The organism is uncultured Algibacter sp. (assembly GCF_905480415.1).
Lineage (GTDB): Bacteria > Bacteroidota > Bacteroidia > Flavobacteriales > Flavobacteriaceae > Algibacter_B.
In genome coordinates this window covers 1-21,015 of sequence record NZ_CAJQQI010000174.1, presented here as the reverse complement: position 1 = coordinate 21,015, position 21,015 = coordinate 1, and the positions used below count along the sequence as shown (strand labels likewise).

At 33.3% G+C, this 21,015-nt stretch carries 21 protein-coding genes; 12 read left to right on the top strand and 9 right to left on the bottom strand.

What is annotated here, in order from left to right; genetic code table 11:
* Positions 1–647 precede the first annotated feature (647 nt).
* Positions 648–2,276: an L-glutamate gamma-semialdehyde dehydrogenase gene (pruA, locus tag QZ260_RS11950; RefSeq protein WP_295986534.1), complete on the bottom strand. Its 1,629-nt coding sequence runs from the start codon at positions 2,274–2,276 to the stop codon at positions 648–650.
* A 151-nt stretch (positions 2,277–2,427) separates the two neighbouring features.
* On the opposite strand from pruA, the gene QZ260_RS11945 reads away from it, so the two are divergent.
* Positions 2,428–3,150: an NRDE family protein gene (locus QZ260_RS11945; protein ID WP_295986531.1), complete on the top strand. Its 723-nt coding sequence runs from the start codon at positions 2,428–2,430 to the stop codon at positions 3,148–3,150.
* Positions 3,143–4,138 (top strand): DUF6695 family protein, encoded by a 996-nt coding sequence (locus QZ260_RS11940; protein WP_295986529.1) that lies wholly within the window; start codon positions 3,143–3,145, stop codon positions 4,136–4,138. The genes QZ260_RS11945 and QZ260_RS11940 overlap by 8 nt, the downstream gene beginning before the upstream one ends.
* Before the next feature lie 211 nt (positions 4,139–4,349).
* On the opposite strand, the gene apaG is transcribed toward QZ260_RS11940, so the two are convergent.
* Entirely contained in the window at positions 4,350–4,736 is a 387-nt protein-coding gene (gene apaG, locus QZ260_RS11935) for a Co2+/Mg2+ efflux protein ApaG (protein ID WP_271757510.1), read from the bottom strand.
* Positions 4,737–4,905: 169 nt separating this feature from the next.
* Positions 4,906–6,156, bottom strand: coding sequence for a type IX secretion system plug protein domain-containing protein (locus QZ260_RS11930; RefSeq protein WP_295986525.1), 1,251 nt, complete (start codon positions 6,154–6,156; stop codon positions 4,906–4,908).
* A gap of 162 nt (positions 6,157–6,318) precedes the next feature.
* Between QZ260_RS11930 and QZ260_RS11925 the strand changes: the two genes are divergently transcribed.
* The 6 genes from QZ260_RS11925 (at position 6,319) to nqrF (ending at position 12,423) form a co-directional block, all read left to right on the top strand.
* A complete protein-coding gene (locus QZ260_RS11925) occupies positions 6,319–7,674 on the top strand; it encodes a Na(+)-translocating NADH-quinone reductase subunit A (RefSeq protein ID WP_295986522.1) in 1,356 nt (451 codons plus the stop codon).
* Positions 7,674–8,897: an NADH:ubiquinone reductase (Na(+)-transporting) subunit B gene (locus QZ260_RS11920; RefSeq protein ID WP_295986518.1), complete on the top strand. Its 1,224-nt coding sequence runs from the start codon at positions 7,674–7,676 to the stop codon at positions 8,895–8,897. Before QZ260_RS11925 ends, QZ260_RS11920 begins: the two co-directional genes overlap by 1 nt.
* 3 nt (positions 8,898–8,900) lie before the next feature.
* On the top strand, positions 8,901–9,647 hold the full coding sequence (locus QZ260_RS11915; protein ID WP_295986515.1) for a Na(+)-translocating NADH-quinone reductase subunit C: 747 nt from the start codon (positions 8,901–8,903) through the stop codon (positions 9,645–9,647).
* Position 9,648: 1 nt separating this feature from the next.
* Positions 9,649–10,293, top strand: a complete 645-nt coding sequence (locus tag QZ260_RS11910; RefSeq protein WP_295986514.1) for an NADH:ubiquinone reductase (Na(+)-transporting) subunit D — start codon at positions 9,649–9,651, stop codon at positions 10,291–10,293.
* Between the two features lie 101 nt (positions 10,294–10,394).
* Positions 10,395–11,114 (top strand): NADH:ubiquinone reductase (Na(+)-transporting) subunit E, encoded by a 720-nt coding sequence (gene nqrE / locus QZ260_RS11905; RefSeq protein ID WP_295986512.1) that lies wholly within the window; start codon positions 10,395–10,397, stop codon positions 11,112–11,114.
* A 1-nt stretch (position 11,115) separates the two neighbouring features.
* A complete protein-coding gene (gene nqrF, locus QZ260_RS11900) occupies positions 11,116–12,423 on the top strand; it encodes an NADH:ubiquinone reductase (Na(+)-transporting) subunit F (protein WP_295986510.1) in 1,308 nt (435 codons plus the stop codon).
* 106 nt (positions 12,424–12,529) lie between these two features.
* On the opposite strand, the gene QZ260_RS11895 is transcribed toward nqrF, so the two are convergent.
* A complete protein-coding gene (locus tag QZ260_RS11895; protein ID WP_295986509.1) occupies positions 12,530–12,973 on the bottom strand; it encodes a Na(+)-translocating NADH-quinone reductase subunit F in 444 nt (147 codons plus the stop codon).
* Between the two features lie 267 nt (positions 12,974–13,240).
* On the opposite strand from QZ260_RS11895, the gene QZ260_RS11890 reads away from it, so the two are divergent.
* Positions 13,241–13,618, top strand: coding sequence for a Na(+)-translocating NADH-quinone reductase subunit F (locus QZ260_RS11890; RefSeq protein ID WP_295986508.1), 378 nt, complete (start codon positions 13,241–13,243; stop codon positions 13,616–13,618).
* Between the two features lie 17 nt (positions 13,619–13,635).
* Positions 13,636–14,613, top strand: a complete 978-nt coding sequence (locus tag QZ260_RS11885) for an FAD:protein FMN transferase (protein WP_295986506.1) — start codon at positions 13,636–13,638, stop codon at positions 14,611–14,613.
* Here the strand turns inward: QZ260_RS11885 and QZ260_RS11880 are convergent, their stop codons facing one another.
* Together QZ260_RS11880 and map are read right to left on the bottom strand one after the other, a co-directional pair.
* Positions 14,614–15,378 carry a class I SAM-dependent methyltransferase gene (locus tag QZ260_RS11880; RefSeq protein WP_295986504.1) on the bottom strand — a complete coding sequence of 255 codons (765 nt, stop codon included), beginning with the start codon at positions 15,376–15,378 and terminating at the stop codon, positions 14,614–14,616.
* A gap of 3 nt (positions 15,379–15,381) precedes the next feature.
* On the bottom strand, positions 15,382–16,200 hold the full coding sequence (gene map / locus QZ260_RS11875; RefSeq protein WP_295986502.1) for a type I methionyl aminopeptidase: 819 nt from the start codon (positions 16,198–16,200) through the stop codon (positions 15,382–15,384).
* A 123-nt stretch (positions 16,201–16,323) separates the two neighbouring features.
* Here map and QZ260_RS11870 point away from each other — a divergent pair, with 123 nt between their 5' ends.
* Positions 16,324–17,589, top strand: coding sequence for an acetyl-CoA hydrolase/transferase C-terminal domain-containing protein (locus QZ260_RS11870; RefSeq protein ID WP_295986500.1), 1,266 nt, complete (start codon positions 16,324–16,326; stop codon positions 17,587–17,589).
* A gap of 3 nt (positions 17,590–17,592) precedes the next feature.
* Here the strand turns inward: QZ260_RS11870 and QZ260_RS11865 are convergent, their stop codons facing one another.
* Together QZ260_RS11865 and gpmI are read right to left on the bottom strand one after the other, a co-directional pair.
* Complete coding sequence (locus QZ260_RS11865; RefSeq protein ID WP_295986498.1) at positions 17,593–17,997, bottom strand: BT0820 family HAD-type phosphatase; 405 nt, start codon at positions 17,995–17,997, stop codon at positions 17,593–17,595.
* A 52-nt stretch (positions 17,998–18,049) separates the two neighbouring features.
* Positions 18,050–19,564, bottom strand: a complete 1,515-nt coding sequence (gene gpmI, locus QZ260_RS11860; RefSeq protein WP_295986496.1) for a 2,3-bisphosphoglycerate-independent phosphoglycerate mutase — start codon at positions 19,562–19,564, stop codon at positions 18,050–18,052.
* Positions 19,565–19,816: 252 nt separating this feature from the next.
* On the opposite strand from gpmI, the gene QZ260_RS11855 reads away from it, so the two are divergent.
* The gene (locus tag QZ260_RS11855; protein ID WP_295986495.1) at positions 19,817–20,248 is read left to right on the top strand and encodes an ankyrin repeat domain-containing protein; all 432 of its coding nucleotides are present in this window, start codon (positions 19,817–19,819) and stop codon (positions 20,246–20,248) included.
* A 40-nt stretch (positions 20,249–20,288) separates the two neighbouring features.
* Here the strand turns inward: QZ260_RS11855 and QZ260_RS11850 are convergent, their stop codons facing one another.
* Positions 20,289–21,011: a M48 family metalloprotease gene (locus tag QZ260_RS11850; RefSeq protein WP_295986536.1), complete on the bottom strand. Its 723-nt coding sequence runs from the start codon at positions 21,009–21,011 to the stop codon at positions 20,289–20,291.
* Positions 21,012–21,015: the final 4 nt, after the last annotated feature.

The following is a 21,015-nucleotide window of genomic DNA, read 5'->3' as shown; positions in this document are numbered from 1 at the left end:
GCGGTTCTAATTCTATAACTTGAGTTAATAATGATATTTTTTCGCTTAAATTATTGGTTCGAGTTGCTTGTCTAAATAATTTATTTGCTTGTGCGAATCCAAATATTGGACACATGATAAGTAATAGAATAATATGTTTTTTCATAGTTTTTAATCAACAAATAACATGCCGTTTTAAAAAAATAAAGTTAGTAATATTTATAATACATTTTAATATTACTGTATTATCTTTTAATATGTTTTGAGTCTATGAACATATTTTGTGAAAAAATAAGCTTCGTATTAGGGGCTAACATTAGTATATATCTCTTTGTTTATGTCATTTTATAAAATAAAACAATTATATATTGATAAAGAATAGAATCTTAATTAGCATTAAAATAAGGTGTTTCTTTCTGAACTTCAACCTGAGATTTAGGTCTTACTAACTCATTAACTCGTATTGGTAGAAAATGGAAAATAGTTGAATCTAATGAAGATGTAAATCGAAATATTGCAGTTCTAATTCCGTTATGGTTGGAAGACGGCGGGACTGTTTTTAAACGTGATATAACCTACTGTTACTATTTATCAATAGTTGTTTAGTACAAAAAAAAGCAATTAGAATTTCCTAATTGCTTTTTTTGATTTATAAGTCAAATGATAAATTATTCCCCTAAAAACGGATATCTATAATCCGTAGGGGTTACAAACGTTTCTTTAATCATTCTTGGAGATATCCAACGTAATAAGTTTTGTGCGCTACCTGCTTTATCATTTGTTCCTGATGCTCTAGCGCCACCAAATGGTTGCTGTCCTACAACTGCACCTGTTGGCTTATCGTTAATGTAAAAGTTTCCTGCAGCGTTTTGTAATGCCTCAGTTGCTTGCGTAACCGCATATCTGTCTTTAGATATAATAGCACCTGTTAAAGCATATTCGCTAGTTTCGTCTACTAACTTTAAAGTTTCCGCAAAAGCGTCATCTTCATACACATAAATCGTGATCACCGGTCCAAAAAGTTCCGTGCACATGGTTGTGTATTTAGGGTCTTTGGCAAGAATAACCGTAGGTTCAATAAAGTATCCTTTACTTTTATCGTAATTACCACCAACAACAATTTCAGCGTCGCTATCACTTTTTGCGCCATCAATATATTTTGCTAGTTTATCAAAAGATCCTTCATGGATTACAGCCGTAACAAAATTGCTCATATCTTCTGGAGAACCCATTTTAAATGAGTTTACATCTGCAATAACAAACTTTTTAATATCTGCCCATAGACTTTTTGGAATGTAAGCTCTTGATGCCGCACTACATTTTTGTCCTTGAAATTCAAATGCACCACGAACAATGGCTGTAGCTACTTGTTTTGCGTCAGCAGATTTGTGAGCGACGATAAAGTCTTTTCCGCCTGTTTCACCAACAATTCTTGGGTACGTCTTATAGTTGTGAATGTTGTTTCCTATTTGTTTCCAAAGCTCTTTAAAAATGAATGTAGAACCTGTAAAATGCAATCCTGAAAAATCTGGACTTGCCATAACCGTATTGGTAATCATCACAGGGTCTCCAAAAACAACATTAATAACGCCAGGAGGTACTCCAGCTTCTTCAAATACATCCATAATTACTTTAGCAGAATATACTTGACTATCACTAGGTTTCCAAACCACAACATTACCCATTAAAGCCATACATGCAGGTAAATTCCCAGCAATAGCAGTAAAATTAAAAGGAGTAACGGCATACGTGAAACCTTCTAACGGGCGATATTCAATGCGGTTCCAAGCATCACTCGTGCTTTCTGGTTGCTCCATGTAAATGTCCGTCATAAACTGAACATTAAAACGCAAGAAATCTATAAACTCACAGGCAGCATCAATCTCAGCTTGATGTACAGTTTTAGATTGTGCAATCATAGTTGCTGCATTAATTTTGGCTCTATAAGGACCAGCAATTAATTCAGCAGCTTTTAAAAAGATACCAGCACGCTGTTCCCATGGCATTAGAGACCATGTTTTTCTTGCTTCTAAAGCGGTTGAGATTGCATCATCAATATGTTTTTGTTCAGCTACATGATATGTTCCTACAACATGTTTATGATCGTGCGGTGGAGACATGGTTCTGGTATTTCCAGTTTTTACATCTTCACCATTTATATAAAGAGGAACGTCAATTTTACTATTAAACATCGCTTTGTATGTCTTAGCAACTGCATCACGTTCTGGTGATCCAGGTGCATAAGATTTTACAGGTTCGTTAACAGCAATTGGAACACTAAAAAAGCCTTTTCCCATGATTTTTTATTTTTTGTTATTGAATTTTCAGTAAATGTGATGCAAATTTACGAATATTTAAATGATTATTTAAAAGCAAGTCTTTTTAAAACCAACTTAAATTTTATTTATTTTTTGTAAGTTGCTAAACCGTTTTAAGACTATTGGTTTTATGTGCACAGTTACAATTATTCCAACGAAAAATAACGATTTTGTTTTAACCTCAAATCGAGATGAAACTCCTGATAGAGTGTCTTTAGTTCCCGATTTTTATACTATTCACGATACTAAATTGTTGTTTCCAAAAGACAAAAAGGGAGGGACTTGGATCGGTGTCAGTGAAAAGAATCGAGTAGTTTGCTTACTTAATGGAGGTTTTGTAAAACACGAACGACAATCGAGTTACATAAAGAGTAGAGGCATCGTGGCTAATGATTTCATGGTTTCTGATGATATTATTACAACCATAGAAGATTATTATTTTCAAGATATTGAACCATTTACCATTGTGATTGCAGATTGGAATACGAATTTGAAATTCTATGAATTAGTTTGGGATGGTAAATACAAGCATTTTATAGAATTGCCTTTAGAATCAAGAATTTGGTCATCTTCAACGTTGTATTCTGAAGGGATGCAAAGAGAGCGTCAAGAATGGTTTGAAAACTTTGAAGTGCTGAGTGACTTGCATGTTGATTCTGTATTAAAATTTCATAGTACTGCCGATATTAATAATATGGATTATGGCATAGTCATGGATCGTGGTTTTGTAAAAACAATGAGTATTACACAAGTTGAAAAATGTGGTAATGACGTTAGTATGCGCTATGAGAACCTTGAAAGTAAAACAGTTACTGCTAAAACTTTCAACCTTACTGAAGTAGTCAATGGATAATACGGGTATTATTTTAACGTTGGCATATCCAGATACGATAGTTATGGTTTCTGAAGAATGGTTTTCTCCTTATTTGAGATATATTGGTATTGGTAAAAAGAATTATTTAAGAGCAGGTCATTCTGCTTTGGTTTTGATTGATAAAAAAACTGGCGTTTTAGAATATCATGATTTTGGACGCTATATTTCTCCTGAGCCTAACGGACGCGTGCGTGGCAGTGATACCGATAACGAATTGCATTTTCCTATAAAAGCTGAAATAGAAAACGATAAAATAACAAACTTAGACGCTGTTTTAGAGTTTTTAGGAACACATCCTAAATTAACCCATGGTGATGGTAAATTAATAGCTTCAGTTTGTAATGCCATAAATTACAAAAAAGCACGAACGCATATTACTAAAATGCAAGACAAACATTTTATAAGATATGCAGCATTTGTTAAAGATGCTTGCAATTGTGCGCGTTTTGTAGCTGATACCTTAATTGCTTCGTTAATAGATTCTAAAATAAAAAAGAATCTTGAAATCTCTAAATGGTTTACACCAAGTACAGTTGGTAATGTATTGCTATCAAATACGGAAAACCATCCTTTTAAAGTTTCTGAAAAAGGTATTATTTCAGAATTTAAGGGTTCTCAAAAAAGTGAAAATATACGTTGTTTTTTGGATAAGTTAAAAGACCATGACGTTAATTTGTTAGGAACACAAGAGCCAAAACCAGTTGATAGTTTACACGAAAAAGCACAATGGCTTTCTGGTATTGCCGCTGGAGCATGGTTTGAGTTGCATAAAACAGGACATGATGTGGAGTATCATTTTAAGCGTATTTCGCCATATGGAAATATTGATATACATGATATATTTAAGGTTGAAGATGATACTTTTGATTATGATTTAGAATTTGAATTCATACACTATTCTAATTGTAAGTTCTTTCATGTAAAGCAGAGTGGGACCATTTTTAGGTTTGAAAGGATTATGAAATAATATTTAAAAAGTGTTTCGTAATTAAGATTATATCAGCGCTTATTTTTGTTTGTTGTTACCGTTAGTTTTTATCTTTGAACTCTATCCTAGTTAAAATTTTATAAACTATTAAGGAAGTTTAGAGATACGTATTTACAGTTCCTCTTTCGTTATGCTCTTTTAAAAAGATATAATGTAAAGCGCAACACGCTATGGTAAAGCCTTAAAAAAACTAATTTATTGCAAAAGGAGCACTTAGCTTAAAGGTAGGGATGGTAACTTGAAACTTTTTTGTAGTGGTAAAGTTTACCATGCTATAATGCCCTTGCATAGCACCAAAAGGAGAGGTTAGTAAGCAACCTGATGTGTACGTGTGGGATTCACCTGGTTGAAGCACAGGTTTTTTACCAATAACACCTTCGCCAGAAACGGTTTCTACGTTGTTTAATGCATCTAAAATTTCCCAGTGCCGTGCGTTAAGTTGTACCGAATCTTTACTCTGGTTTTCAATTGTTACCGTATATCCAAAGGCATACTGTATTTTATAGTTTTTATAAAACGAGCCTTCGAAGGTAGTTTCTACCGAAATTTTTATGCCTTTTGTTACTTGTTGAACCATCGATGTGCAAAGTATTAGCGCTTGCTAAAATAATAAATATTAAGTGGTTAACGTAAATTTTAACGTGATTGATAGAAAAATTAGATGAAATGCATTTTTAGCCTACAATATTTGTTGAATATCCATTCTGGCAAACTATTATTACCCATTTTTTAACGTTTTATGCCGTTTAGTTTGAGATATTTGTGGAAGAAACTTGGTTAAACCCGATAATTCTGTCGTAACGGGCACCCAAATCTCTGTAATACACTAAAACTTTGTAGTTGTTTTCGGTTTGCCAAAAATCACCGCTTATAGCACCTTCGTTTAAGTCACCGTTTTTGTTCACAATAACATATTTGTAGTTATAAAATCCTTGTTTTAGTTTAAAGTTGGTTTCGTATAATCCGCTCTCTATATTTAAAGTCATTTTATTATAATCACTCAACGCATAATTATTGTAATTGCCATAGATATAAATGCTTTCTCCGTTAGTTAATTCTGGATATTGCAATGAAAAGTGTACTTGAACATAATCTGCCTCAACGGCCACATCGTCCCTATCTATGGCTACAATTTTAAATTGTCCATTAATATCTGGGTTGTAAGTGTATGGCAAATTTTTTCTTGTAACATCGGTATATAAATAAGACTGGTAAATATTTTCTAAAGCAATGGATTGCACACGAGAGGTTGCAGCTCTAACATCTTTAGTTTCGAGAAAAAGATACTCATTTCCACCTGCAAAAGCAGTTTCCTTTATATATCTGTAGATGAGTTTATTGCCAATAGTATATTGAGGTTTTAAGTTTGAAATGGTAGTATTTAGATTGCTATTTTGAATGATTAACGTTTTTACGGTTTGAAGCGGATTGTTAATTTGAGGGCCAGAAACAATTTCAATATCAACAGTTTGTGTGGTCTCTATGTTGCTTACATCTCGCGATCTTTTAATGGCGATGCCTGGGGTAACGAGGTTTTCATAAATCATGAATTTTCTTGAGAATACTAACTCATTATCTGTATCATAAATTGAAATAATATAATTACCCGATACCTTTAATTGTTTGGTTTGTCTATTGGGTAATGACAATTTATAGTGCGAATACATTTGAAAAGTATTGAAAGAATTTGTGTAGTCTTGAATTCTAAAATTATCAACACCTAAAAGGAATTCAGGTTTTACAAGAACAGATTCTTTCCAGTCGTAATCATAATGCTCAATTTTATAATAAAAATCCGGTTCGTCTGAAACTAAAGCATCAAACTCTAAATAAAATGGTTCACCTAATTTGATAATAGGCAGTTCCCCTAGATCACTACTATTACTTTTAAAAGTAATAGATTTTATATAATCTGGAGGGTTTACTTCTTCTACTTGACCATAGATTAATCCAGTCGCAATAAAACAAAGCCATATTAGAGGAAATTTTAAAGACATTCTTCGCTTTTTTTGTAAAGATAAACAAATTCTATGCCTAAGATTAATCTTTTATTTAGAACAAATATAAATAACAAACAGAGTCTAATTTGGCTATCAAATTAGCTATTTATTCGTATTTTTGCACGGATTTTTAGACAACTAATTTCAATAAAAATAAATATGTCAAACGACATTCGTATTAAAAAAGGTCTGGATATTAAACTTAATGGTGAAGCTGAAAAAACTGTTGAACAAGCAATTATCAGTAACTACAGCACCATAAGGCCAGAAGATTTTCACGGCGTAACCCCAAAACTTGTTGCAAAAGAAGGAACTTTAGTTAAAGCTGGAAGTACTTTGTTTTTCGATAAATCTCAAGAAACGGTTAAGTTTTCATCACCAGTTTCAGGAAAAGTAGTTGAGGTGCTTAGAGGACCAAAAAGACGTATCGATGCCATTAAAATTGAAGCAGATAAAACACAAACTTTTGAAGACTTTGGAAAGTTTGATATCGATGCTTCAAAACCAGAAGAGATTAAAGCACATTTACTAGCTTCTGGGTGTTGGCCATTTGTAAAACAACGTCCTTATGATGTGATTGCAAATCCAGAAAAATCGCCAAAAGCGATATTCATTTCAGGATATGCCAGCGCACCTTTAGCAGCTGATTTAGATTTTACCTTACAAGGGAAAGAATCAGAGTTGCAAGCAGCAGTATCTGCTTTAGGAAAATTAACCGAAGGAAAAGTACACGTATCTGTTGGTAAGAATGGAAATTCTCCGCTTGCTGGTTTAAATGGTGTTATTCTCCATAAAGTTTCAGGACCACATCCTTCTGGAAATGTTGGAACTCAAATTAATAAAATTGATCCTATTAATAAAGGCGAAGTGGTTTGGACGGTTAGTCCTCAAGACCTAGTCATTATTGGTGAACTACTTTTAACAGGTAATTTTAATGCAGAGCGTATTGTTGCCTTAGTAGGGTCTTCTGTTGAAAAACCAAGATATTTTAAAACAATTGCTGGTAGTGAAATTGCTACTATTGTTTATGATAAAGGTGTTTCTAAAGATGGTAATGATCGTATTATTTCCGGTAATGTTTTATCAGGAAAACAAATACAAACAGACGGTAATTTAGATTATTACAGCAATGTGGTTTCTATAATTCCTGAAGGAGATGATTATGAGTTATTTGGATGGACAAAACCTGTATTTAATAAAGTATCGACATCAAGAGCCTTAACCTTTTCATGGTTAAACCCTAATAAGAAGTACGATTTAAATACCAATACCAATGGCGAGTATCGTGCTTTTGTAACTACAGGCACTTACGAAAAAGTTTTTCCATTAGATATTTTTCCTATGCAAATCTTAAAGGCTTGTATGTATCAAGATTTAGATGAAATGGAAGCTTTAGGTATGTATGAAGTTGCTCCCGAAGATTTCGCATTAACAGAATTTGTATGTGTGTCTAAGCAACCACATCAAAAAATAATAAGACAAGGATTAGACTTAATGCTTAAAGAAATAGGATAATGGGTTTAAAAGATAAATTACATATTTTTAAGGAAAAGAATAAGAATAAACAATGGATACCAGCATTTAATGCCCTTCATACATTTTTATATTTACCTAACGAAACGACTCATGGTGGGACCCATATAAAGGTTGCCGATGATTTAAAGCGTACTATGAATACCGTGATTTTGGCACTAGTGCCATGTTTAATCTTCGGTATGTTTAATGCAGGGTATCAACATTATTTGGCTTTAGGTGAAATTGAATCAGCTCAAGGCTTTTTAGGTGCGTCCTTTTGGACTTTGGATAACTTAGTAGTAGGTATATGGCAAGTATTACCATTGGTTATTGTATCCTATGGTGTTGGTTTAGCCGTTGAGTTTATATTCGCCATAATTAAAGGACATGAGGTAGAAGAAGGTTACTTAGTAACAGGTATGTTAGTGCCATTAATTGTTCCTGTCGATATTCCATTATGGATGCTTACAGTAGCTGTGATTTTTGGTGTTGTAATTGGTAAAGAAGTTTTTGGAGGTACAGGAATGAATATTTTAAATCCTGCTCTAACTATTCGTGCTTTTTTATTCTTTGCTTATCCAACTTGGATGTCTGGTGATAAAGTTTGGGTGCATGGAGCAGTTGAAAGAGATCAAGCTATCGCTGCAGGACAAAACCTAGATGCGATATCAGGAGAAACTATTTTGGGTAGTTATGCTCAAGGAAATTCAGTAGTTTATGATTACTGGGATATGTTCTGGGGGATAATTCCTGGTTCAGTAGGAGAGACTTCTAAGTTTTTAATAATAATAGGTGCCTTGTTTTTAATTTTTACAAAAATGGGAAGTTGGAGAATTATAGTTTCAACTCTAATAGGCGCATTGGTTATGGGATTAATATTTAACGGTGTTGTAGATGCTGGTTGGATTGGAGAATCTAGTAAGTTTTATGGTTTAATGAGTGTTCCATTTTGGCAACACTTAATTATAGGAAGTATTTTGTTTGGAGCCGTATACATGGCAACAGATCCCGTAACAGCTTCTCAAACTAATAAAGGAAAATGGATTTACGGATTCTTAATAGGATTTCTATCTATTATGATACGTGTATTCAATCCTGCATATCCAGAAGGCGTTTTCTTAGCCATTCTATTAATGAATGTATTTGCACCAACTATCGATCATTATGTGGTTCAAGGTAATGTGAAGAAAAGGATGAAACGTTTAAAAGTTAAAACAGCATAAATTATGGGAGTTAACACAGATAAAAATTCATACACAATACTATTTGCTATAGCCATGGTATTAGTAGTAGGTTCATTATTAGCGTTTACAGCGTCTTCTTTAAAACCTGCTATTACAGAAAATAAGCGTATGGAAAAGCAGCAGAATATTCTGTATGCTATGGGTATAAATGAAAATGAAGGCACGAGTAGAGAATTTGTTTCTACAGATAAAGTGGGTGAAGAGTTTTCAAAATACATAAAACAACAATTAGTAATTGATGCAAACGGTGGTTCAAAAGAGGATACTGAAGCATACTTAATAGATGTTAAGAAAGAACAAGCAAAAGCAAAAAACGGAGGCACAAGACGTTTACCGTTATTTGTTGGAGAGAAAGATGGTAAAACATTTTACATTGCTCCAATTAGAGGAAAGGGACTTTGGGATGCTATTTGGGCTTATGTAGCTTTAGATAAGGATATGGTAGTGCAAGGGACATTTTTTGATCATGCAGGAGAAACACCTGGTTTAGGTGCAAACATCAACCAACGTTTCTTTATGGATGATTTTACTGGAGAACATTTATTGAGTGATACAGGAGTTTTTAAAGGTATTGCTGTTACAAAAGGTAACAATGATCCTAAAAACTTAGATAAAGTTGATCACGAGGTGGATGCTATTGCAGGTTCAACCATTACTGGAGATGGAGTTTCAGCAATGCTTAAAGCCGATTTAAAATTGTATTTACCTTACTTTAAAAACTTAAAATAATATGGGACTCCTTTCAAAAAAAGACGCTAAGTTAATAACAGACCCGTTAACGGATAATAACCCAATTACAATTCAAGTATTAGGTATATGCTCAGCATTAGCAATTACGGCTGAACTTAAAGCTTCTTTAGTAATGGGTATTGCTGTACTGTTTGTATTAGGTGTAGGTAATGTGGTAATCTCTTTAATGAGAAATATCATTCCTTCTAAAATTAGAATCATCGTACAACTTATTGTGGTCGCTGCTTTGGTAATTATAGTAGATCAGGTGCTAAAAGCATATGCATACGAATTAAGTAAAACATTAGCAGTATTCGTAGGGTTAATTATTACCAACTGTATCATCATGGGGCGTTTTGAGGCATTTGCTTTAGCAAACGGACCTTGGAGATCATTTTTAGATGGTATTGGTAATGCTTTAGGATATGCTGTTATTCTTTTAATTGTTGGATTTTTTAGAGAACTTCTAGGTTCAGGAACTTTATTTGGTATTCCAGTATTAGGAGATGCGATTGAGAAAACTGGAGTATACTCAATAGGATACGAAAACAACGGATTCATGTTAATGCCACCAATGGCGTTAATAGTTGTAGGTTTAATTATCTGGGTACAACGTAGCAGAAATAAAGCATTAATTGAAGATTAACACCAAGTGTTTATCCTGAATTTATTTCAGGGTCTTTAATAATTAACAAAAAGGATTAATGAGATCTTGAAATACATTCAAGATTAATAAATAATAAAACAATGGAGCACATCGAATTATTTTTCAAGTCAATTTTTATTGATAATATGGTGTTTTCGGTTTTCTTAGGTATGTGTTCATACTTAGCCGTTTCTAAAAAAGTTGCAACAGCAGTGGGTCTTGGTGCAGCAGTAATATTTGTATTAGCAATTACAGTGCCTTTAAACTGGTTATTAGATCAGTATTTATTGCAACCAGGAGCTTTAAAATGGTTAGGTGCTGAATATGCAGAGTACGATTTAAGTTTCCTTTCTTTCATTATGTTCATTGCAACTATTGCAACTATGGTGCAATTGGATGAAATTGTGGTTGAAAAGTTTTCACCATCACTATATAACTCACTTGGTATTTTCTTACCACTTATTGCTGTAAACTGTGCCATTTTAGGAGGGTCTTTATTTATGCAATCTCGCGAAATCGAAACCTTAGGTTTAGCTCTTAATTATGGAATTTCTTCAGGTATAGGTTGGTTTTTAGCCATTTTAGCTATTGCCGCTATTCGTGAGAAAATTAGATACAGTAATGTGCCTGCACCTTTAAGAGGTTTAGGTATTACATTCATCATTACAGGATTAATGGGAATCGGTTTTTTAAGTTTTGGTGGTATGTTAACTGGTGGGGATGAAGAAGAAAAGCCAACAACAGAAACAGCCTTAGACGTTAAGGAATTAGAAACTGAAATAGCTAAAGAATTAGCCGATAACACTAAAATAGTAGAGTAGTATGATTTTAGCAGCAGGAACAACAGGAACAGTTATAGCAACAGTTGCAGCGTTTTTAATAATTACGTTAGTACTTGTTAGTTTATTACTTTTTGTAAAACAAAAATTATCACCATCTGGTCCAGTAAAAATTACAATCAATGGTGAACGTGAAATAGAGGTAGCTTCAGGAGGTAGTTTATTATCTACTTTAAGTGCTCAGAAAATATTTTTGCCATCGGCATGTGGTGGCGGTGGAACATGTATTCAATGTGAATGTCATGTTTTAGAAGGCGGAGGAGAAGCTTTACCAACAGAAACACCTCATTTTAGTAGAAAAGAATTAAAAGAAGGTGCTCGTTTATCATGTCAGGTAAAGGTTAAACAAGACATGAATATTACCATTCCCGAAGAAGTGTTTGGTATTAAAAAATGGGAAGCAACAGTTGTACGTAACTACAATGTGGCATCATTTATTAAGGAGTTCGTTGTGGAAATTCCAGAAGATATGGGCTACAAAGCAGGTGGATATATTCAAATAGAAATTCCACCATGTGAAGTGAAGTATTCAGACATGGATATTACGGCGCATCCTGAAGAACACGAAACTCCAGATAAGTTTCAAACTGAGTGGGATAAGTTTGGTTTATGGCCTTTAGTGATGAAGAATCCAGAAACTATAGAAAGAGCTTACTCAATGGCATCTTACCCAGCAGAAGGAAGAGAGATTATGTTAAATGTTCGTGTAGCATGTCCACCATGGGATCGCGCTAAAAATGGATGGATGGATGTTAATCCAGGGATTGCATCATCATATATATTTAATCAAAAACCAGGTGATAAAGTTACGATTTCAGGACCTTATGGAGAGTTCTTCATTAACGAGTCTGAATCTGAGATGCTTTATGTAGGTGGTGGAGCAGGTATGGCGCCAATGCGTTCGCACTTATACCACTTATTTAGAACGTTGAAGACAGGTAGAAAAGTATCCTATTGGTATGGAGGACGTTCTAAACGCGAATTATTTTATTTAGAACATTTTGAAGCGTTGGAAAGAGATTTCCCTAACTTTAAATTTCACTTGGCATTATCTGAACCTATGGAAGAAGATAACTGGAAAGTAAAAGAAAATATTGATGCTCCTGGAGATGGTTTTGTTGGGTTTATTCACAACTGTGTTATTGATAATTATTTAAAGGATCATGAGTCGCCAGAAGATATCGAATTGTATTTCTGTGGCCCGCCATTAATGAATCAAGCCGTTCAAAAAATGGGAGAAGATTTTGGTATCCCAGATGAGCATATTCGATTTGATGACTTTGGTGGATAATAGATTATTAGTTATTAGTCTGATGGTGTTTTAGCATCTTATTATAAAAACAGAAAGCCCAACATAAAATGTTGGGCTTTCTGTTTAGAACATGTTTTAAGTTGTGCTAACAGGGTTCTAATTTATATTTTGCAAATTCAAATAACCTCGTATAATCCATGACATTTGAAACGCCATCTAATTCACATAAAAAACTTATAGTAGCAACTAGGCCATTATATAATACATCCTTACTTGTAGGGTTTTGTGGTTTTTTGTTTTTGTAATGCAAAGGCAATTGATAACCGCAAGCATTCAAGAAAACATTTTCAATCTTCAATAATTCTAAGGGAGAATAGCCATTAAATGTCCGACCTAAATTTTGATGTACTCTGCCAACATAATTTAATTCTAAACCACCATGAGAATCTGATAAGTGTTTCCAACGATCTGTTTGGTCTAAAATATTTCCAACAGCACATTGTTTGCAACATTCAGGGTTTAATGTGCTGCCATGAAAAGCTGTATAGAGCTTTTTTAAGGCAGATTCTAAACGAGGTGTTGTTTTCATGAGGTAATATTTTATTTTAAATTAATAAAAATATTTGTTTCAAGGGCGTAATTACTCTTAAAATTTCAGAATGGTAATAAAATGCTATATAATAAGTGCTTTCTTTTTGTGGTTCGTAGGATAAAACAGTAATAATAAAAGAGATAAATAACGTATAGAAGTTTTTATAATATAAAGGCTTTAATAGATTATGTATTTATTATATCATTACATCGAAACATTATAAAAATGTTATCATCAGTTCAACTTTTATAGTATTTTTGCAGTATGAGTAAACCATTAACAGAGCAAGAATTACATAATCTAGCAATGAATCATGCTGGAAAAGATTTAGAGAAACGTGGGTTTGAATTTATTGCAGTAAATAGTAAACTTAAAAAACATCCTCAGTTTGTATGTATAGATAAAAACAAACAATATTATTTTGTTATAGTGCGCGCTGTTATACTACCAGAAAACCCGAATAATTATGATGTGGTATGGATGGAATCATTTAAAAACCATGCCAGAGAAAAAGATGCTAAGGTCTTATACGCAGGTGTTGGGGTTGGCAGTACAGAGGGAGAAAAAGAACCTATTTATTTAAATCAAGATTATTTATTAGAATATAATGGTATTCAAGTTTTAGAAACCAATTTTAATTAGAACATCACTTAATTTTTATGAGGAATTTATTAATCTTATTAGTTGCTATTTTTTTGTTTTCTTGTATTGAAGAACATAAAAACACAAAACTTACTGGAACTGTTTTTGGAACTAGTTATTCTATTATTTATGACTCTGATGTTAATTATGAAATTCAATTTGATAGTTTGTTTTACATTATTAATAAATCAATGTCTACCTATCAAGTTAATTCGGATATTTCAAAATTGAATAGAAACGAATCTTTTGAAATTGATGAACATTTTATAAAAGTTTATGATGTTTCTAAAGAAATTTTCGGTCAAACAGAAGGTGCATTCGATCCATCAATTGGAAATGTAGTTAATGCATGGAAATTTGGTGCAGAAGATACTATTGAAGTCGTAGATAGTTTAAAAATTGATAGCTTAATGCAATATGTAGGCTATGATAAAACGTATAGGCATAATAACACCATTAGGAAATCTAACCCTAACGTTTATATAGAGTTTAATGCGATAGCTAAGGGTTATGGTGTAGATGTGATAGGGGAATTTCTAGAATCTCAAAAAGTAAATAATTATTTAGTTGAAATTGGAGGAGAAATAAGAGTGAAAGGTATAAATTCTGAAAGGCAAACCAACTGGAAAGTTGGAGTAGAAGAGCCTAATTTTGAAGGGCAGCAATCTATATTAAAAGCTATAACCTTGCAGGATGAGGCCATGGCAACCTCTGGTACGTATAGAAAGTTTAAGGTTGATGAAAACGGAAATCGTTATGCACATATAATTGATACAGAAACAGGATATCCAAGTAAAACAAATTTATTAAGTATATCAGTAATTGCAGAAGACTGTATGACTGCTGATGCTTATGCCACAGCCTTCAAAGCTATGGGTGTAGAGAAAGTTAAAATATTTTTGGACTTGCACCAAGAGCTAAAGGTTTTTTTAATTTTTGAGAATGATAATAAAGAATTGGAAACTCTAGCTTTAAATGGCTTTCCAGAGCATTAATTATTTATAAACCACAGGGATAATCTCACCTTTTGCTAAACAGTATTCTGTTATTTTTTCTTTTGAAAAAGTGGAAGTATAATCTACTTCTTCAACTTTAAAACCAATACCCCGAAGTTTATCAAAATAATCACGACCATAAACGCGAACATGGTCGTATTGACCAAATATTTTAGCGCGCTCTTTTTTATCTGTTATACCATCATCTTCAAAAGTAATGTCTCTTTTTAAATCCTGAGGGATTTGAAAAATGCCCATACCACCAACTTTTAAAACTCGATATAATTCTTTCATCGCTTTCGTATCATCTGGAATATGCTCTAAAACGTGATTACATAAAATAACATCAAATTCATTCTCTTTAAAAGGAAGGTTGCAAATATCAGCTTTCACATCTGCCAAAGGTGAATTTAAATCTGTAGTCACATAATCTAAATTAGTCATGTTTTTGAACCGTTTATAAAATGCTTGTTCAGGAGCAAAATGTAATACTTTTAATTTAGCCGAAAAGAAATTGGTTTCATTTTTAAGGTATAACCAAAGTAATCTATGACGCTCTAAACTTAATGTTGAAGGGGATAACACATTGTTGCGTTGGTTGCCATAGCCGTAAGGTAAAAAGGCTTTAAAACCTTTTCCGTCAATAGGGTCCGTAAACGTATCACCTTTTAAGAAAAAAGCAAAAATAGGCCGAATAATGTAGCTTAACCTTATAAGAAAAGGTCTAGGGATTGCATTGAGAATGGTTTTAAAAAGGGGTTTCATTTTTTAAAGCACCAAAGCTTTTTTTCTGAATTCATCTTCTTCATTAGAAGTAATACCTAAAGCCTCATAAATATATGCAAAGGTTGAAAGTAATTCAGGTTTACCATCAACTAAAGCGACATCGTGCTCAAAATGAGCAGAAGGTTTATTGTCTTGAGTGGTAATGGTCCAACCATCTCTGTGTTGTTTAATACGATGTGTTCCCATATTTATCATAGGTTCTATGGCAACTACCATACCTTCAATAAATTTTTTACCTCTTCCACGTTTTCCATAATTTGGCATTTCTGGGTCCTCGTGCATTTTACTGCCTAAACCATGCCCAACTAGTTCTCTTACGACGCCATAACCATGGTCTTCACAATATTTTTGAATGGCATAACCAACATCGCCTACACGGTTATTAGCTTTAAATTCCCTTATGCCTGAATACAAAGATTCTTTGGTTACTTGAAGTAATTTCTCTGTCTCAGCATCAATTTCGCCTACCGCGAAAGTATAAGCGTGATCACCATAAAAGCCATTTTTAAGAGCACCGCAATCAATAGAAATAATATCACCTTCAACTAAAGGGTTTCCGTTTGGAATACCATGAACAACTTGCGAATTAGGACTCATGCATAGCGTATTTGGAAAATCATATAATCCTAAAAATCCAGGAATAGCACCATGGTCTCTAACACATGCTTCAGCAATTTTATCTAATTGAAGCGTTGTTACTCCTGGCTTTATAGCTTTTGCTAATTCACCTAAAGTTTTTGATACGATTAAGGCGCTTTCACGCATTAATTCAATTTCTTCTGCAGTTTTTACTATTATCATACTTAAAAAATAATGGCAAAGATACTTAAAAAATGTGTGTTGATAATTTTTATAGTTTCATGACCTATGACAGTTTTTTTTATATTATTATTAGATAATTTTGTCTATTAAACTATCTGACTCATGTATAAAGTTGTAAGTGCAGCAGAGGCTGTTAAGGTTATAAAGTCCAATAATAGAGTTTATGTTCAAGCAGCTGCTGCAGCTCCTCAAGTATTGATGAAAGCAATGACCGAACGCCATGAAGAATTACGAAATGTTGAGGTTTGCCATTTACACGTTGAAGGGGAAACGCCTTATGCTAATCCTGAATTGAAAGATAGTTTTCATGTTAATTCATTTTTTATTGGAAGTAATGTTAGGCATACATTAGCCGCTGGAAATGGATCTTATACGCCCGTTTTTTTAAGCGAATTACCTTTATTGTTTAAAAGAAATATCTTACCATTGGATGTGGCCTTAATTCATGTATCTGTTCCAGATAAACATGGGTATTGCTCATTAGGTGTTTCTGTAGAAGCAACATTAGCAGCAATAGATAATGCTAAAATTGTTATAGCTCAAGTAAATACTGAGATGCCAAGAACTCATGGCGATGGAATTATTCACCATACAGAAATAGATTTATTTGTAGAATGTAATACACCTATACCTGCGCATGCTTTTGGAACTCCCTCAGAGGTTGAAAATAAAATTGGAGATTATGTAGCAAGTTTAATTGAGGATAAAAGCACCTTACAAATGGGAATTGGGTCTATTCCAAATGCTGTTCTATCTCGACTTACAAATCATAAAAATTTAGGTTTGCATACAGAGATGTTTTCTGATGGCGTTATAGATTTAATTTTGAATGATGTTATAAATGGTAATTTTAAAAACATTAGCCCTGGCCGTGCCTTAACTACTTTTTTATTAGGGTCTAAGCGCTTATATGATTACGTAGATGATAATCCTTTTGTTGAGATGAGGGCATCCGATTATGTGAATGATATTTCAATAATTAAGCAAAACCCCAAAATGGTGGCAATAAATTCTGCTATTGAAGTAGATTTAACAGGACAAGTATGTGCCGACTCTATGGGTGCGAAAATGTATTCTGGTGTCGGTGGTCAAATGGATTATATTAGAGGCGCTTCCCTTAGCGAAGGAGGAAAGGCTATTATTGCATTACCGTCTATTACAAGAAAGGGTATTAGTAGAATTGTACCAAGTTTAAAACCTGGTGCTGGGGTGGTAACGACAAGAGCACATGTACAATATATAGTTACCGAATATGGTATTGCAAATTTATACGGAAAAACAATTAAACAACGCGTTAAGGCATTGGTTGATATAGCCCATCCAAACCATAGAGAAAATATTGATAAAACTTATTTTGAATTAATTTAAAGTTTATTTAAATAACCCCCAAAACCCTTTTTTGTTTTCGGGAATAGGCGGCGCAGAATTTGTTAGCATTTGATAAACTTCACCCCAGCCTGGGAACCCTCCTATGTTTCTGTCATCAATAAACAAATCGGCATTAATCTTTCTGCTAATATCTTCCGAGTATTCTTCTTCTGAAAAACTTTTATTTACCGCATAAAAATGAATGCCATTGTCTTCACAAAATGAAATAGCTTCATTTAGTTTATTACCAGATCGATACGTCCATAAAATAAGACGATGACCGTCTTCTTGTAGCTTTTTTAAAGTTTCAAAAGCAAACAAAATGGGTTTACCTACTTTTGGGTAGGCATCTTCAACAATAGTGCCATCAAAATCAACAGCAATAATAAGTGTATTGTTAAAATTCATTAAATCTAAGGCATTAATTAAGTGTAAAGTTACACTATTTATTACTTTATTGTTACACCAACGAATGCTGTGTCATAGCAGCTGGTTGTTCAACATTCATAAGTTTTAATATAGTTGGTGCCATATCACCTAAAATACCATTTTTAATTTCAGTAAGTTCATTATCAATTAAAATAACAGGAACAGGATTTGTTGTATGCGCTGTATTTGGAGAGCCATCAGGGTTTATCATGGTTTCACAGTTTCCGTGATCTGCTATAAGAAGTGTAGTATAACCATTGTTTAAAGCAGTGGTAACAACCTCTTTCACACACGCATCGACAGCTTCACACGCTTTTATTGCTGCCTCCATAATACCAGTATGCCCAACCATATCACCATTTGCAAAATTTAAGCAAACAAAATCAACTTCACCTTTTTCAAGTTCTGGAACTAGAGCATCCTTTAATTCGTATGCGCTCATTTCTGGTTTTAAATCGTATGTTGCTACTTTTGGTGAGTTTTTAAGGATACGAGATTCTCCTTCAAAAGGCGTTTCTTGTCCACCTGAAAAGAAAAATGTAACATGAGGATACTTCTCAGTTTCAGCAATTCTAATTTGTTTTTTACCATGTTTTGCGAGTACTTCACCCAGTGTTTCAGTAATATTATCTTTATTAAAAATAACTTTTATACCTTCAAAAGCATCACTATAGTTTGTTATGGTTACATAGTATAATTCGATTTTTTTAGTGTTATACTCTAGGAAATCTTTTTGACTTAGCATTTCTGTTAATTCACGACCTCTATCTGTTCTAAAATTAAAAAAGATAATAACATCATCTTCTTGAACTTTGGCAATAGGGTTATTATTTTTATCTGTAATGATTAATGGTTTGATGAATTCGTCAGTAATATCGTTATCATAATTAGTCTGAATTGCCGATGTAGGATTTGTTGCCTTTGTACCAACACCATTTATAATCGCATCATACGCTAATTGTACCCGTTCCCAACGTTTATCTCTATCCATGGCATAATAACGCCCAGTTATGGTTGCTATTTTTGTGTTTGTACCTTTAATATGATTTTCTAAATCTTCAACATAGCCCTTACCTGATTTGGGGTCTACGTCTCGACCATCTGTAAAAGCATGAACAAAAGAATTTACGCCAGCTTTATTTGCCGCATCAATAAACCCTTTTAAATGGCTCGTGTGAGCATGAACACCTCCATTACTTAATAATCCTAAAAAGTGAACATTTTTGTTATTGTCTGAAGCGTATTTCAATGCATCAATTAATACTTTTTCATCTTTTAATGTGTCTTTTTCTATAGCTAAATTAATTTTTGCTAAATCTTGATACACAATTCTGCCTGCTCCAAGATTCATGTGCCCTACTTCACTATTTCCCATTTGACCTTCGGGTAAACCTACATGTAAACCATCTGTTCTCAGGGTAGCGTAAGGGTATTTTTTATATAAAGAATCTATAAAAGGAGTATTGGCATGATCGATAGCAGAAACCTTAGGGTCTGGAGAATTTCCCCAGCCGTCAAGTATCATTAAAATAACTTTTTTATTCATTTTTTTGTTAAAATTTAAAACTAATCAAAGATACATAAGATTCTAATAAAAGGGACTAAAAGAACCTCTGAAAAGCCCCGTTTTTAAGGAATTTTGCATTATTTATTAAAGAAAACGATTTCGTTAATAATGTGTGAAATAAACGTTAAATATGTGTTATAAATGTTTTTATGTGTAACATATAGAAATTGTTATCGTCTCTTTAGTATATCAAAAAACATAAATCAATAAATCAAATTAAAATCTTTCATCATGAAAAAAACAATCATTATTTCCGCAATCGCATTATGCTTTTCAATTGTGTCAGTAGAAGCAACTCCTGTAAATTCAACTGTTAATTACGAAGTAGGCGCTATTTTTAAAGTGAATTCGTTTTGTGTGTCTATTGCTAAAGGCGATTTAGGAACTGTTCAAAAGCTAATCAGTAGAGGAGCAGATGTTAATGCAAAATCTAATGGCATGACTCCAATTATGTATGCTGCAAAGTATAACAGGACTGATATTTTAAAACTTTTAATTGTACATGGAGCTAAATTAAAAGCGAAGTCTGACAAAAAAATGACTGCTTTAAAATATGCACAAATACATGGAGCAAATGATGCAGAGACTATCCTTGTAAATGCTATTGCGGAAGCAAAAGCTAAAAAAGAAAATAAGTATAAATTTAATAATTATTTGAGTTAGTCACTCATAAAATAGCCTCGTTTAACGAGGCTTCTTTAGTTTACTGATTTTTATATTTTTCAATAGCCTCTTCAATTTTTTCAATTCTATTGTCAGGGTCAGGGTGCGTACTCTGGAATTCAGGAACTCGATTCGGTCCTCCAGCAGCTTTTAAAATTTCCATAACACCTACCATTTCTTTTGGATTATAACCAGCTTTAATCATAAACAGAACACCAAGTTCATCACTTTCTAATTCATCATCTCTTCCATTAGTAAGTAATGTGTTTTGTCCAATGCCGCTTACTAAGCCACCCATATCTGCACCTACAGAACCAGCAGTAGTTAGTCCTTGCCAATACTCGCTTTCAGCAATTCGTTCTGCACTGTGTCTTCCCAAAACATGTCCAATTTCATGTCCTAATACACCTGCTAATTGGTCTTCGTTTTCTAATTTAGAAAAAAGAGCAAGCGTAATAAATATTTGGCCTCCAGGTAAAGCAAAAGCATTAATGGTGTTTGGGTCGGCCAGTAAATGAAACTCGTATTTATAAGGTGTTTCTCTAGCAATACTACTATTTATTAATTTGTTTCCAACATTATCAACCAATGTTTGATATTGAGTGTTTGGATGTAAACCACCATGCTGTTGCGCCATCTGTGGGGCACTTTGTAATCCAATAGCAATTTCTTTGTCGGGAGTCATTGATATGGTTTGAGTTCTCCCTGTATATGGGTTTATTTCTTGTTGGCTACATCTTTTGAAAACAAAAAATAAAGCTATTGCT

What these genes read in the sequence shown, in the direction of transcription:
- QZ260_RS11885 (WP_295986506.1), top strand. Translation starts at nt 13,636, where the DNA reads ATGAGGAATTTATTAATCTTATTAGTTGCTATTTTTTTGTTTTCTTGT.
- pruA (WP_295986534.1), bottom strand. Translation starts at nt 2,276, where the DNA reads ATGGGAAAAGGCTTTTTTAGTGTTCCAATTGCTGTTAACGAACCTGTA.
- QZ260_RS11880 (WP_295986504.1), bottom strand. Translation starts at nt 15,378, where the DNA reads ATGAAACCCCTTTTTAAAACCATTCTCAATGCAATCCCTAGACCTTTT.
- QZ260_RS11890 (WP_295986508.1), top strand. Translation starts at nt 13,241, where the DNA reads ATGAGTAAACCATTAACAGAGCAAGAATTACATAATCTAGCAATGAAT.
- QZ260_RS11925 (WP_295986522.1), top strand. Translation starts at nt 6,319, where the DNA reads ATGTCAAACGACATTCGTATTAAAAAAGGTCTGGATATTAAACTTAAT.
- QZ260_RS11930 (WP_295986525.1), bottom strand. Translation starts at nt 6,156, where the DNA reads ATGTCTTTAAAATTTCCTCTAATATGGCTTTGTTTTATTGCGACTGGA.
- QZ260_RS11945 (WP_295986531.1), top strand. Translation starts at nt 2,428, where the DNA reads ATGTGCACAGTTACAATTATTCCAACGAAAAATAACGATTTTGTTTTA.
- QZ260_RS11915 (WP_295986515.1), top strand. Translation starts at nt 8,901, where the DNA reads ATGGGAGTTAACACAGATAAAAATTCATACACAATACTATTTGCTATA.
- QZ260_RS11920 (WP_295986518.1), top strand. Translation starts at nt 7,674, where the DNA reads ATGGGTTTAAAAGATAAATTACATATTTTTAAGGAAAAGAATAAGAAT.
- gpmI (WP_295986496.1), bottom strand. Translation starts at nt 19,564, where the DNA reads ATGAATAAAAAAGTTATTTTAATGATACTTGACGGCTGGGGAAATTCT.
- nqrF (WP_295986510.1), top strand. Translation starts at nt 11,116, where the DNA reads ATGATTTTAGCAGCAGGAACAACAGGAACAGTTATAGCAACAGTTGCA.
- nqrE (WP_295986512.1), top strand. Translation starts at nt 10,395, where the DNA reads ATGGAGCACATCGAATTATTTTTCAAGTCAATTTTTATTGATAATATG.
- apaG (WP_271757510.1), bottom strand. Translation starts at nt 4,736, where the DNA reads ATGGTTCAACAAGTAACAAAAGGCATAAAAATTTCGGTAGAAACTACC.
- QZ260_RS11940 (WP_295986529.1), top strand. Translation starts at nt 3,143, where the DNA reads ATGGATAATACGGGTATTATTTTAACGTTGGCATATCCAGATACGATA.
- QZ260_RS11910 (WP_295986514.1), top strand. Translation starts at nt 9,649, where the DNA reads ATGGGACTCCTTTCAAAAAAAGACGCTAAGTTAATAACAGACCCGTTA.
- QZ260_RS11895 (WP_295986509.1), bottom strand. Translation starts at nt 12,973, where the DNA reads ATGAAAACAACACCTCGTTTAGAATCTGCCTTAAAAAAGCTCTATACA.
- QZ260_RS11865 (WP_295986498.1), bottom strand. Translation starts at nt 17,997, where the DNA reads ATGAATTTTAACAATACACTTATTATTGCTGTTGATTTTGATGGCACT.
- map (WP_295986502.1), bottom strand. Translation starts at nt 16,200, where the DNA reads ATGATAATAGTAAAAACTGCAGAAGAAATTGAATTAATGCGTGAAAGC.
- QZ260_RS11870 (WP_295986500.1), top strand. Translation starts at nt 16,324, where the DNA reads ATGTATAAAGTTGTAAGTGCAGCAGAGGCTGTTAAGGTTATAAAGTCC.
- QZ260_RS11855 (WP_295986495.1), top strand. Translation starts at nt 19,817, where the DNA reads ATGAAAAAAACAATCATTATTTCCGCAATCGCATTATGCTTTTCAATT.